A 12,591-nucleotide genomic window follows, 5' to 3' on the forward strand; every position below is an offset into this window, starting at 1 on the left:
CAAGATTGAATAATTACATGTTTCGAAAATACCTTGCAGGGGTATAATAAAAGGAAAGGAGTGGATTACAAATGCATGAACAACATAATCATCACAACGCGCATCATTCCGACCATGAACATCATCAAGAGAAGCATCATGCTCATTCCCACCACGATCATCATGAGCATATGATTGCAGATTTTAAAAAGCGGTTTTACATTTCGCTTGTACTGGCACTGCCGATTATTCTGCTTTCGGATATGATTCAGTCGTTCTTTAATTATTCGCTAACATTTGCAGGGGACCATTGGGTTGAGCTCATTCTGGCATCTATTATTTTCTTCTACGGCGGCTGGCCATTTTTAACAGGTGCTGTGGACGAATTAAAACAAAAATCTCCTGGAATGATGACCCTGATTGGATTTGCAATTACTGTAGCCTATGTTTATAGTGCCGCTACTGTATTGGGTTTGGAAGGTCATGATTTATTCTGGGAATTAGCAACACTGATTGCCATTATGCTGCTGGGGCATTGGATAGAAATGAAATCTGTCAGCAAAGCCTCTGATTCCATGGAATCATTAGTAGAGCTGATGCCACAGGAGGCAACTAAAATAGACAAAACGGGCAACACCGAAGTCATCCCCGTTTCAGAGCTAAAAAAAGGGAATCATGTTCTGATTAAACCAGGTGAAAAAATACCAGCAGATGGTATCATTATTAACGGAAAATCCTCTGTGGATGAATCCATGCTGACTGGCGAATCGGTCCCTGTTGAAAAACAAGTGAAAGATGAAGCAATCGGCGGTTCAATTAACACATCTGGTTCATTGACAATTGAGGTTTCTAAAACAAGTGAAGAAGGCTATCTTTCACAGGTGGTTCAGCTTGTTAAAGAAGCACAGGAAAGTAAGTCAAAAACGCAAAAGCTTTCCGACCGTGCAGCAAAATTACTGTTTTATGTTGCTATAACTGCCGGAATCCTTACATTTGTTATTTGGATTTCTCTTGGCTATGGAATGGAAGAAGCGATGACACGAATGGTAACAGTTCTCGTTATTTCCTGTCCACACGCCTTAGGGCTGGCAATTCCTTTGGTAGTTGCCCGTTCCACTTATCTGTCAGCTCAAAACGGTTTGTTTATCCGTAATCGTGCAGGCTTTGAAGATGCACGAAAAATCGATACAGTCGTATTTGATAAAACAGGCACGTTGACCAAAGGGGAATTTGCTGTAACAGATATTATTTCCAGCAGCAATATAACCGAAAAAGAGCTTCTGCAAAAAACAGCTTCTATTGAAGCACAGTCGGAGCATCCGATTGCTGCAGGGGTTGTTGCGTCTGCGAAGAAGCAGCAAATAAACTTGACCACACCAGAAACCTTTGATTCCATAACAGGTGCAGGTGTAAAAGCAAAATTGGAAGGTTCCTGGCTTCTAGCAGTAAGCCCCGGTTATATGGATAAAAACGGAATCCCTTATGATAAAGAAGCTTTTAACCAGCTTGCTGATGCAGGTAAAACAGTAATTTTTGTTCTGGAGGAAGAACAGTTCATTGGAATGATTGCCCTTGCTGACCAAGTCAAAGCTTCCTCCAAAGAAGCTGTACGCCGTTTACATGAGCTTGGCATTGAAGCACAGATGCTGACTGGTGATAATCAGACCGTAGCGACCGGCGTGGCCAAAGAAATCGGCATTGACCACGTTATCGCTGAGGTGCTCCCAGACCAAAAAGCCGATCAAATCAAACAGCTGCAGGCAAATAAAAAAAGAACAGCGATGACCGGCGACGGCATCAATGACTCCCCTGCTTTAGCCACTGCTGATTTAGGCGTAGCAGTCGGGGCCGGTACAGATGTCGCGATGGAAACAGCTGATGTTGTCTTAGTGAATAGTGACCCGGTCGATGTTGTTTCCATCATAGAGCTTTCCCGCTCAACCTATCGCAAAATGATTCAAAACCTTTGGTGGGCAGCAGGCTATAATATTATTGCCATTCCATTAGCAGCAGGAATACTAGCCCCTTGGGGCATTGTACTAAACCCTGCCGTTGGCGCAGTATTAATGTCACTCAGTACGATTATGGTAGCGTTCAATGCCAGGTTATTGAAAAATAAACATGCCTAAAGAAGGCCTCTGCCATGTAGAAAAACGCAAATCGGCTGGCGCGTCTGATTTGCGTTTTTTCTATTCTTTCAATAATCACCTTATATCAGGATTGTTTTTATATTCCAGTCCCTTTTGATATTCCGCTTCCTGAATGTCACCCGGCACCATGCTTCCACCGGTAGCCCAAATTAAATGCGTATCTCCATCGGTCACTTTCAGTTCATTTTGAACGACATAAGAAGGTCCCATCAACCCGGTTACAGCAGAAGGTTCCAAATGAATGCCCTCTGCATCAGCCATTTCTGCAATTAGGCGGAACATTTGCTCATCACTTACCGTATAAATTCCTTCTAACAGCGGCTCCATGACTTTTCCGACAAAACCAGAGGGTCTGCCGACAGCTAGCCCATCTGCGGCTGTTTGATTGTCTAATCCAAAGTCATTGACGGAAATCTCATTATGCAGTCCTGTCATCATTCCGACCAGCATACAAGGGGAATGAGTCGGTTCTGCAAAATAACATTTTACAGCGTCACCAAAGATAACCTTCAAACCAAACGCAACACCGCCCGGGCCTCCGCCGACACCGCAAGGCAAGTAAACATGGAGCGGCTTCTCCGGACTCACTTGAATTTCCCGTTCTTCGAATTGCTTTTTCAAACGAATAGCTGCCACCGTATATCCTAAAAATAAATCCTTAGAATTTTCATCATCGATGAAATAGCTTTTCGAATCATTTTCAGCTTCTTTTCTTCCCTCTTCCACTGCCTTGCTATAATCAGATGGATGCTCCATAACCTGAACTCCGCGCGATCTTAACAAATCTTTTTTCCATTGCTTTGCATCTGCAGACATATGGACAATGACTTGAAAACCAAGCTTGGCGCTGATGACGCCGATACTCAGACCCAAATTACCTGTAGAGCCTACAAGAATCGTATACTGCGAGAAAAATTCCCGATACGTTGCTTCCGTCATTTTACTATAATCATCTGTTTCGGATAACAAATGATGCTCCTGTAACAGGGTTTCTGCATATTTGAGAACTTCATAAATACCGCCTCTGGCTTTAATCGAACCGGAAATCGGCAAATGACTATCCAGCTTTATGTAAAATGCACCAGGGATTTTTTGACCTGTAATCGTTTCGATTCTGGCCTTGATTTGATTCCCTTCTATCAGCGGTGATTCAATAATTCCCCTGTCCTTTTCCGTTTCGGGATAGGCCTTTGCTATAAAAGGTGCAAATCGTTTTAAGCGTTCCTCCGCATCTTTCATATCTTTTAATTGAAGCGGCTGGTCTTGCAATGCTTCCTTATTATCCTTCACACCCGGATTACTCCAATAAAACGGGGTGTAATTTAATATGGGGCCCAGATCCGGAAATTCTCTGATCCATTTCTCCATCGGTTTCCCCTTTACGATTGTCATTATCCTGTCACCTCTTTTTGAAAATTGTTCTGTTAAGCTAGATTATAACACTCTCCACTTAAAACAAATAATTTGATGGCAGGTATTCTATTATGTTTTTTCTTCGCTTAACCACGTTTCCCTCGTTAATTTCATTTGCATAGAATCGATCCATTCCCCTTCAAATTCCAGCTCGTTTTCATTGATGCCAACTTTCACAAAACCAATTTTTTCATAAACATGCCTCGCCCTTGGATTAAATTCCAAAACGTCCAGGGTCAGATAATGAAGTGTCGTGTTTTTAAACACATAATCGATAAGAAGCTGTGTCGCCTCTGTTCCTAAGCCGCGATTTCTCCCCTGTGGACCGATAAGTATTCTGAAATTCATACTATGCGTGGATTCGTCGTATAAATTGATTACTGCTTCGCCCACCAAAATGTCCAGGAATGAATCAACAATAGCCAAGTCCAGACGGTCCGTTTGAGTGTGTCTTGAACGGTACCAGCCAAGAATATTTTCTTCTTCCTCCTCAAAGTCAAAATCCATATCGCTTCCAGTTAATTTTAAAACTTCCTCATCCGTCAGGCATGCATTTATATGAGGAAAATCTTCTTCCTTAAATGGCCGAAGTGTAACCTTTTCACCTTTCAGCCAAGGTTTATGACTTAAATCTATCATACCGCAGCTCCCCCTTTTTCATTAACATACATGGATATAGTCCTGATTTCCAATGAAAGCCATTCTTTTTCAATCGAATTGACACAAAGAAAGTCATAGAAAAAGCACCTTGTTATCTGCCTGACTTAACAAGGTGCTCTGCTTATTTCTTAAACGCTTTATATATAAAATAACCAATGATACCAATCACTGCATAAACTGCAAAAAAGACAATAAAGCCCCATAAGCCCATGACAGCATCAGCAAATTCCATATTTCCGCGTTGTGTATAGGCCTGCTGAATCTCCACAGCAAATACAAGGACGACCATTACGGTAAATGTGTAGAGAAAAGCCAAAATGGCAATACTCCACTTTATTTTAGATAGAATTTTAAATACTACATAGACAATAAAGAAAGTTACGATTCCCAGGATACCAAAAATCCAGAAATGCAATTCTTTATCTGTCATATTCGAACCAAATGTACTGGCAATCACATCATGCATATCATTGATTAAATCGACAATCAACATAATTGCTTCCCTCATAGCAGACTCCCCTCTGTCAGAAAATGCTTATAATCATAGCCTACACGAAAACAAAAAATAATTCCTTACTTATCTCTTTAAATTTATACAGCTTTACGCAATCAAAGGAAGTATGATAATGGGGAACATGTTCATCTTGGAATAGCAATATATATATGCTTATTGTTAGGTGTGAATGTTGAGTTATTTAAAAAGATTATTTATGCCGTACACGATTTATACATAACTCGCTGTATTCATTAAGACTATATTCTTTAAGAACAGCGCTACTTATCATTTAAATAATTCCTTGGAATCGCAATATAATTTCTGCAATTAATGCCGAACCTATAAATGTTCCTAACATGACTAAGCTTGCCACAACAATCGTCTTCCATCCTAATTTCACAAAATCTGTCCACGAACGGCCGATGGCAATACCGGCATAAGCTAATATAGGCGTTGCAAGTGCGAGAAGCTCGACCTGACTCGTCCATTCAACAATTTTCTCCGAACCGGGCATCCATGGCATAGATACCAGAACGCCTATCAGTGAAATATAAGCAATACTCGGGAAGTTAACCGGTATAAGTTCTCTTAAAATAAATCCAGCTAAACAAATCAGTATGAGTGTGATCATCCCAGGAAGCGCTGTTAATGGCATAATTTCATAGCCTGCCCAATTTCCTATAAGGGCTGTAAACCCAAAAATAACTAATAATAATGTCCATTCTTGTATGTTTTTTAATAACATCATTAAGCCCTCCTTATCATTTAGACGATCTGCTTCGAGTCATCACACGGTATATTTTTTCTGTCAGCGGCAAACCAATAAACAGGCTGACCCATAGTCCAGTTGAAAGTGATAATAAATTACTTGCTCCAGCAAATGCGACAATTTGGGTCTCTAAATCTGGAAATGCAGCTACGAGCGAACCGCTGGCTGCTGCCATCATACTGCCGCTTCCTACTCCTGAGGCCATGGCAAAAGAAAGCGGATTTAACGGAGTAATCGTTGCAAGAAGACCGGAAATCAGCCCCAAGAATACGGCTCCAAAAACCGTTCCAAAAATATACATTGCCATAACACCGCGGCCTTCCGGAGAATTGACTCCAAATTTATCCATGATCAGCCCTACATTTGGCTCTCTCCCAATCGAATGAGTCATTCCAACAGCTTCTCGTTTCAACCCCAGCCAAATTGCAACAGGGAGAGCAAATAGTATTGTCCCTAAATTACCAAGTTCTTGCAAAAGCAATGCCGGACCTGCAGCAATTACTTCCGGTAAAGATGGGCCAATGATAACTCCGATTTTTGCTAATAATAAAGCAACTCCGAGCACAATAATAGGCTCTGCATTTTTTGATTGCTCTTCTTTAACCAATGGGGTAAAAAATAAAACCAGCCCGATAATTAAGGCATATAGCATAGGTAAAAGTAAAATTACTCCGGGACCGACCGTGATACTAAATTGTCCAATTGCTTCTGTTATCAAAACAATGACAAGTACGATAGCATGCAAACGCCAATCCTTCCATAACCCCATAACTGTACTGGATTTTTTACTCATTTTGGAACCCTCCTTTTAATTTTTATTCAGCAATTCTACTTGTCTTAATTGACCAATCATTTCATAGACAGCTGTAGAATCTTTATGATTCTTCCCGTTATAACTGGCGATTTGAAATAATTGGTGTGCGGATTGACTGGAGACCGTCGGGATTTGCTGACCTTCAGCAAGGTCCCGGTATAAATTCATATCTTTCATCATATTCGCTAATGAAAATTTCACATCATTAAATGTGTCTTTTAACATATTTGCTCCAAAAACATCCATTACACGTGTTTGCGCAGATCCATTTTGTAAAATAGAAGCAATTTTCTCCTTGGAAACACCCGCCTTTTCACCAGTAATAAGTGCTTCACTCAACAAGGTGATTACTCCTCCAACCACCATGTTATGACACAATTTCACAATTTGTCCTGCACCGCTTTCCCCTACGTATTCGATATTCTCCCCCACCGCTTCTAAAACAGGTAATACCTCTGGAAAAGCTTGTTCGCTTCCTCCGGTCATAATCGTCAGCGTACCATTATGAGCACCTTCCGGACCGCCGCTTAATGGGCAATCAAAATATTCTATTTCATATGTTTTAGCGATTTCATGCAATTGTCTTGTAATTGCTACATCATTTGTGCTCATATCTAAGATATAAGCCCCTTTCTTCATCACAGAAAATGCTCCCTGCTCTTGATCTGTCATTAATTGCTGAATAACGGAAGGAGACGGCAGGGATAAAATTATAACATCAACCAATTTTGCTAATGTTCTAACATTTTCAGCACCAATGGCTCCTTTATCCGTCAATGCCTGTACAAGTTCATCATTAATATCAAAAACATGTACATGATAATCTTTTTTTAATAAATTGGAAGCAATTCCAGCTCCCATTAATCCGCATCCGACGATTCCTATATTTTTCACGAAACTCTCCCTTTCCTGGTTGACTTCATTTAGATAATAGACAGACGGCGAATATCAGGTTTATTAGAATATAGATGTGCATTCCAGGATATGAGCCGTCTGTTTATTATCTTTTTATGCTTTAATATAAACAGTTTTATACTCTGTCCAAAAATCTAATGCTGTTGACCCTTGTTCACGAGGACCAATGCTGGATGCTTTTTTGCCGCCAAATGGATATTGATTTTCAAAATAATTAGACGGTATATTCACATGTGTAACCCCCGATTCAATTTCACGAATAAAATGAAACGCTTTATTCATATCATTGGTATATATCGTTGACGAAAGCCCAAATTCATTATCATTCGCCAGCTCAATTGCTTCCTCATACGTATCTACTATTGTAATTCCCATTACCGGACCAAAAATTTCTTCCCGGTTAATCGTCATTTCCTTTGTTACATTACTGAATATGGTCGGCAAGACAAAATATCCTTTGTCCTTTCCGTCGTCTGTCAAACGCTTTCCTCCATATTCCAATGTGGCTCCTTCATCTATAGCAGAGTGAACATAATGTAAATAGGTGTTTAACTGTCCTTCATCAATTACCGGGCCATTATCTACGTTCTCTATAAATCCATCAGCAATAACTAATTTTTCTGCCCGTTTTACTAATTTTTCAATTAATTCTTTTGCGATAGACTTTAATACAATCACACGGCTGGTCCCTGTACAACGCTGTCCATTATCTAAAAACCCGCTAATCACCAGATTTTCAACCGTTTCGTCAATATTGGCATCTTCAAGAATAATAGATGGATTTTTTCCGCCCATTTCAGCCTGCATTTTTGCTCCGCGAGCCGTTACAGCTTTTCCAAGCGCCAATCCTACATCCGTTGACCCTGTAAACGATACAGCCTTGATTTTCGGATGATTTCCAATAGCGCTCCCAATCACGCCGCCAGGTCCTGTCACCATGTTAATTACTCCAGCCGGTACCCCAGCCTCTTCAAATAATTCCATGATTTTCACACTAATTAGCGACGTATTGCTTGCAGGCTTAAAGACTACGGTGTTTCCTGCGATAATTGCAGGAGCTATTTTCCAAATCCCGATACCTAACGGAAAATTATAAGGAGCTATTACACCAACCACCCCGAGTGGTTCTCGAATAGTATAGCCGAAGATATCATTATCTTGAGAAGATATGGTTTCACCTGTCAGTCTGGTTGCTTCTCCGCTAAATTGCTTCATCGCCTCAATCGTTTTACGTACTTCTCCATGTGCCTCCCGGAGTGATTTGCCAACTTCTTTTGTAATAATGACAGCCAATTCTTCCTTATTGCTTTCAAGAAGCTGAATCAAATTGAAAATGACATCCCCTCTTTTCGGAGCTGCTGTGCGCGACCATTTTAAAAAAGCGTTTTCAGAAGCTTGTATAGCTAACTCGACATCTTCCTCATTAGATTGTTGGAAAAAGCCTACTATTTCATCTGTTTTTGCAGGATTTATGCTTGCGTATGTTTCATTTGTTTTTGATGGAACCCATTCCCCATTTATAAAATTAAAATACGTATTGCTCATTTCTAAATAGCCTCCTTTGAATACTTGATATATTTCATCTTAAAATGAAAGCACTTAAAATTAAATAGGGCGAGCAACAAAGATTACCCATCTTTTTTGTTGCTCGCCACATATAGACGAAAGGCTATCACGAAATCAATCCAATCCTTCTCATCATCAAATTGAATGTCTAATGCTTCCTCTATTTTTCGTAAACGATAGTAAAGTGTATTGGCATGTATATGCAAATGCTCAGCAGTTAGTTTATGATTTTTATTTAAATGGATAAATACTTGAAGTGTTTCAATAAAGCTTTCATCCAGTGAATATAAATGCTGCAGCTTATCATGCATAAACATTTTCAGAACATCCTCGTCTACTTCATATAAAAGCCTCTCAACTCCCAGCATAGCATATTCAACTATCTCCATCTGGTGATGTTTGGCATATCCAATGGAGCGAATAGCTTCCTGATAGGAAACAGACAGTTCCTTTATATTCGTTTCTCTGCCAATACCATAAATAACCTCCATGTTATTCCAATATATTTTTATTTGTTTAATAAGCTCATATAAACGATTCTTTTTTGGCTCCGGTACAATAACAATTACCTGAAAGGTACGCGTAAAAATTAAACTGTCTATTCCCAGTGACTGACTAATTCGCTCTATTGACTGGATAAATCGTTCTTTTTCTATTAATTTATCTAGCTGCCATAATGATTTATCCTTCCCTTCCATTATCATACATTGCACAGTCCAATCTTTCTTCCATTTCACATATTGTAAAGCATGCTGCAGATCTCTATCTGAAATTCCTTCCATTAACTGATTAAACACTTCTTCTCTGAAATGGATTTCTTTTTCAAAAAGCGCATTGTTTTTAACCAATTCTAATGCAATGGGAAGGCTTGCTTGTTCAATAGCAATTTTGCTCATATAAGAAAAATCATTAAAGGCTTTTTCAAATTTCAATAATCCCAGCCTTTCATTTCCTCTTACAATAGGAAAAATATTTTCTTTATCGTATTCTTTTATCTCATGATCAAACTGAACCGGCGATTCAATAATTTTTTCCAATAAAGAAATGACATTTTCAATGCCTCGCCCTTCAATAATTAATTCATAAAATTGATTATGAATAGCATACGATTGTCTCAGTAAATTATTTTTCTCCTTTAAATCCTGGTAAACATTCGAATTATCGATTGCGATAGCCGTTTGATCCGCAACCACTTCAATAACCTGCATATCCTCTTTTGTAAATATATTTTTACGGCTGAAATTATTGACAACAACCATGCCATAGCAGCGGTTCTTATTTACAATCGGAACAACAAATGTGCTTTTTATTTTTCTTTCTTTGATTCCTTTATAATAATATTGATAATTTTTTGCAGTCATATTTTTCATATAGTCATCAATTTCTTCTTCCGAAGTGAATAGTTTTGACTTTTTTTCTTGAAACACCCTGCCAGCAATCGATTCACCGGGAGCGAATGCAATTTTTTCAAATGCTTCCTTATTCACATCCTGCCCTTCAGCAAATTTAAGTGTTTTCGTTTTTTCATCATATAAATAGATAATAAAAACTCCTGACACATCAATTAACTCCGTGGCTGCTATAATAACACTTTTTAGGATTTCTTCTATTTTTAATGACTTTGTCAGCATTTTATTTATTTCCAGCAGTTTTTTTGCTTTATGAATATCCTTAAAGTTTTCATCCATTCATTTCACCACTTTTCCAAAAGTCTAAATAAATAATTTATTTATTATCTTATCACAATTACTTTAAAATAATTGTGATATCTCAAAGTATCACGATAAAATGCCTCGACAAACACAAAACGCCCCTGGAGTTAGATGATTCCATCTAATTCCAGGGGCTGTCGTACTATATATAAGAATTATCCCACAATGGATGCATACCATTTTTGAAACAAGGTAAAGGCTTCTTCGTCATACGCAATAAGATACACACGCATCTCATTCTCTGATAAAAAGTCATGAATGACTGAGACAGCAATGTTAAACGCTTGTTCCTTTGGATATCCATAAACGCCGGAAGAAATAAGCGGAAAAGCAATACTTTCCATTTGATACTCCTTCGCTAAAGCAAGCGAATGCTTGTAGCAGTCGGCCAATAGCTTTTCTTCATTTCTTTGCCCACCGTGCCAAACTGGTCCGACAGTATGGATAACATATTCAGCCGGCAGCTGATAGCCTTTTGTTATTTTCGCTTGACCTGTTTCACAGCCGCCAAGGTTCCGGCATTCCTCATACAGTTCAGGTCCTGCCGCCCGGTGAATTGCTCCATCAGCCCCGCCTCCTCCAAGCAAAGTAGAGTTAGCAGGATTTACAATAGCAGCTGCATTGACTTTTGTAATATCACCTTGAATGATGTTAAAAGACATAAACGTCCCTCCAGGTAAATTATTAATCCTTCTAATCTAGTTATTTCCCATTTTCATAATAGAGAAATGACTGCATAGGAAAATACAAAAAATAACATTAAAACGGATAATACTTATTGGTAGCTGGATGATTATGAAGCGTCTGTAGCTGACTTATGTAATATAATTATAAGGAAGTGAGGTTTGTGTTGCAAATAAAGATGGATTCATTTACAAAAACCACTAATTTTTATTTATCTTACATATGGTAATAAATAGAAAAAGACGTCTCTATCTTCCATGAAAGAATTAGCAACGTCTTTGTGCCATGTATATTTCATTATATTTGGGAGTGTAAACTAAACTGTGTAAGTAAGAGCACACGGCTAACAATGCAGCTTAGTTTACACTCCCTGAAGCTTCGCTTTATATATTTACCAGCCGCTCTTTTCCGATTCTTCTCCAGAATTTAAAGAAAGTCTCTCTTTTCTTGCCGAGCTGTGCATAGCTATCGATGATTCTCTCTATAATCACGTATAATTCTTCCGGCTCCAGATTCTCTTTCAGAAGCATCCCCACTTCTGCATCGAATCCATTTCCTTTTCCACCTACATACAAATTGTACTGATCCTTAAATTTCAAAACGCCTATATCGCTGACCATTGGTTCTCCACAGCCAATCGGACAGCCTGTATAAGCCATCTTTAGTGTGAAAGGAACTTGTTTGCCTGCAAATCGCTTATTAAGTTCTTTTGCTACAGGCATCCCTTCCCGCTCTTCTCCTTTACAAAAATTGCAGGTTCTCAAGCTCTTAACGTAATTTCCCACTGGATAACAAGATAACCCAACATGTTTAAATTCTTGTATTATTTCTTCTTTTTTGTTTTCCGGTATTTCGATATAAAGCTGTTGAAAAGTGGTTAATTCCAGCTCTTCATTTGCATCCATATATTTAGAGATGGTCAGCAGCTGGTTGGCATTTAATTTTGATCCGAATCCGATACCTCCATTGACGGCGATTTTAATCTTTTTTCCATCACTCTCCATATAAACTCCCCCCTCTTTATACTTTTTCATCATTTTTATACAATACATTGGTAAGGTATTTTTAATGACAGAAAAGAAATGGACTCCATAAAGAAATAAAATCTCTTTACGGAATCCATTTCTTTCTCTTAGCTGACTTCTAACAGCTTTTTGATTTCTTCTTTATTTTGCTCAAACCCGGTCATGCTTTTCGCTTTTTTCCTTAAACCCAGCATAGACGATCGAGAAAAAACAATACCGGGAACGATTCTATTTCCTGTTATCTTTTTTAATTCCTTCTCTTTTTCAGGCTGTTTTGCTAAGTCATATTGCTTATGCTGGATTTGATGTTCTTCCAAGAAGTTTTTCAAATCCTGGCAATCTGAGCAAGTTGGTCTAGTATAAATTTCCAAATGATATGCAGCCATTTATTAACTTACCTCCTCCAGG

At 38.7% G+C, this 12,591-nt stretch carries 12 protein-coding genes; 1 reads left to right on the forward strand and 11 read right to left on the reverse strand.

Annotated elements, in window-relative coordinates:
* The first annotated feature begins 71 nt into the window (after positions 1-71).
* Positions 72-2,108: a copper-translocating P-type ATPase gene (locus ACFO3P_RS12705; protein WP_042533284.1), complete on the forward strand. Its 2,037-nt coding sequence runs from the start codon at positions 72-74 to the stop codon at positions 2,106-2,108.
* Between the two features lie 75 nt (positions 2,109-2,183).
* On the opposite strand, the gene ACFO3P_RS12710 is transcribed toward ACFO3P_RS12705, so the two are convergent.
* From ACFO3P_RS12710 to ACFO3P_RS12760, 11 genes are all read right to left on the reverse strand, one after another.
* The gene (locus ACFO3P_RS12710) at positions 2,184-3,521 is read right to left on the reverse strand and encodes a D-serine ammonia-lyase (RefSeq protein ID WP_042533282.1); all 1,338 of its coding nucleotides are present in this window, start codon (positions 3,519-3,521) and stop codon (positions 2,184-2,186) included.
* A gap of 90 nt (positions 3,522-3,611) precedes the next feature.
* A complete protein-coding gene (locus ACFO3P_RS12715) occupies positions 3,612-4,181 on the reverse strand; it encodes a GNAT family N-acetyltransferase (protein ID WP_042533280.1) in 570 nt (189 codons plus the stop codon).
* Positions 4,182-4,323: 142 nt separating this feature from the next.
* Positions 4,324-4,710, reverse strand: coding sequence for a hypothetical protein (locus tag ACFO3P_RS12720; RefSeq protein WP_042533278.1), 387 nt, complete (start codon positions 4,708-4,710; stop codon positions 4,324-4,326).
* A 277-nt stretch (positions 4,711-4,987) separates the two neighbouring features.
* Complete coding sequence (locus ACFO3P_RS12725) at positions 4,988-5,446, reverse strand: hypothetical protein (RefSeq protein WP_042533276.1); 459 nt, start codon at positions 5,444-5,446, stop codon at positions 4,988-4,990.
* Positions 5,447-5,459: 13 nt separating this feature from the next.
* The gene (locus tag ACFO3P_RS12730; RefSeq protein WP_042533274.1) at positions 5,460-6,260 is read right to left on the reverse strand and encodes a DUF3100 domain-containing protein; all 801 of its coding nucleotides are present in this window, start codon (positions 6,258-6,260) and stop codon (positions 5,460-5,462) included.
* Positions 6,261-6,275: 15 nt separating this feature from the next.
* Entirely contained in the window at positions 6,276-7,175 is a 900-nt protein-coding gene (locus tag ACFO3P_RS12735; RefSeq protein ID WP_289585326.1) for an NAD(P)-dependent oxidoreductase, read from the reverse strand.
* 114 nt (positions 7,176-7,289) lie between these two features.
* On the reverse strand, positions 7,290-8,741 hold the full coding sequence (locus ACFO3P_RS12740; protein ID WP_289585325.1) for an aldehyde dehydrogenase family protein: 1,452 nt from the start codon (positions 8,739-8,741) through the stop codon (positions 7,290-7,292).
* Between the two features lie 83 nt (positions 8,742-8,824).
* Positions 8,825-10,450, reverse strand: coding sequence for a helix-turn-helix domain-containing protein (locus ACFO3P_RS12745; RefSeq protein ID WP_289585324.1), 1,626 nt, complete (start codon positions 10,448-10,450; stop codon positions 8,825-8,827).
* A gap of 179 nt (positions 10,451-10,629) precedes the next feature.
* On the reverse strand, positions 10,630-11,136 hold the full coding sequence (locus tag ACFO3P_RS12750) for an O-acetyl-ADP-ribose deacetylase (RefSeq protein ID WP_042533266.1): 507 nt from the start codon (positions 11,134-11,136) through the stop codon (positions 10,630-10,632).
* A gap of 405 nt (positions 11,137-11,541) precedes the next feature.
* A complete protein-coding gene (locus ACFO3P_RS12755; RefSeq protein ID WP_289585323.1) occupies positions 11,542-12,162 on the reverse strand; it encodes a nitrite reductase in 621 nt (206 codons plus the stop codon).
* A gap of 128 nt (positions 12,163-12,290) precedes the next feature.
* Positions 12,291-12,569: a glutaredoxin family protein gene (locus ACFO3P_RS12760; protein ID WP_289585322.1), complete on the reverse strand. Its 279-nt coding sequence runs from the start codon at positions 12,567-12,569 to the stop codon at positions 12,291-12,293.
* Positions 12,570-12,591 lie beyond the last annotated feature (22 nt).

It is taken from the genome of Oceanobacillus aidingensis, assembly GCF_042654105.1.
GTDB classification, from domain to species: domain Bacteria; phylum Bacillota; class Bacilli; order Bacillales; family Amphibacillaceae; genus Oceanobacillus; species Oceanobacillus oncorhynchi.

Coding starts and splice junctions, on each gene's coding strand:
- ACFO3P_RS12705 (WP_042533284.1), top strand. CDS start 72: ATGCATGAACAACATAATCATCACAACGCGCATCATTCCGACCATGAA.
- ACFO3P_RS12710 (WP_042533282.1), bottom strand. CDS start 3,521: ATGACAATCGTAAAGGGGAAACCGATGGAGAAATGGATCAGAGAATTT.
- ACFO3P_RS12715 (WP_042533280.1), bottom strand. CDS start 4,181: ATGATAGATTTAAGTCATAAACCTTGGCTGAAAGGTGAAAAGGTTACA.
- ACFO3P_RS12720 (WP_042533278.1), bottom strand. CDS start 4,710: ATGAGGGAAGCAATTATGTTGATTGTCGATTTAATCAATGATATGCAT.
- ACFO3P_RS12725 (WP_042533276.1), bottom strand. CDS start 5,446: ATGATGTTATTAAAAAACATACAAGAATGGACATTATTATTAGTTATT.
- ACFO3P_RS12730 (WP_042533274.1), bottom strand. CDS start 6,260: ATGAGTAAAAAATCCAGTACAGTTATGGGGTTATGGAAGGATTGGCGT.
- ACFO3P_RS12740 (WP_289585325.1), bottom strand. CDS start 8,741: ATGAGCAATACGTATTTTAATTTTATAAATGGGGAATGGGTTCCATCA.
- ACFO3P_RS12745 (WP_289585324.1), bottom strand. CDS start 10,450: ATGGATGAAAACTTTAAGGATATTCATAAAGCAAAAAAACTGCTGGAA.
- ACFO3P_RS12750 (WP_042533266.1), bottom strand. CDS start 11,136: ATGTCTTTTAACATCATTCAAGGTGATATTACAAAAGTCAATGCAGCT.
- ACFO3P_RS12755 (WP_289585323.1), bottom strand. CDS start 12,162: ATGGAGAGTGATGGAAAAAAGATTAAAATCGCCGTCAATGGAGGTATC.
- ACFO3P_RS12760 (WP_289585322.1), bottom strand. CDS start 12,569: ATGGCTGCATATCATTTGGAAATTTATACTAGACCAACTTGCTCAGAT.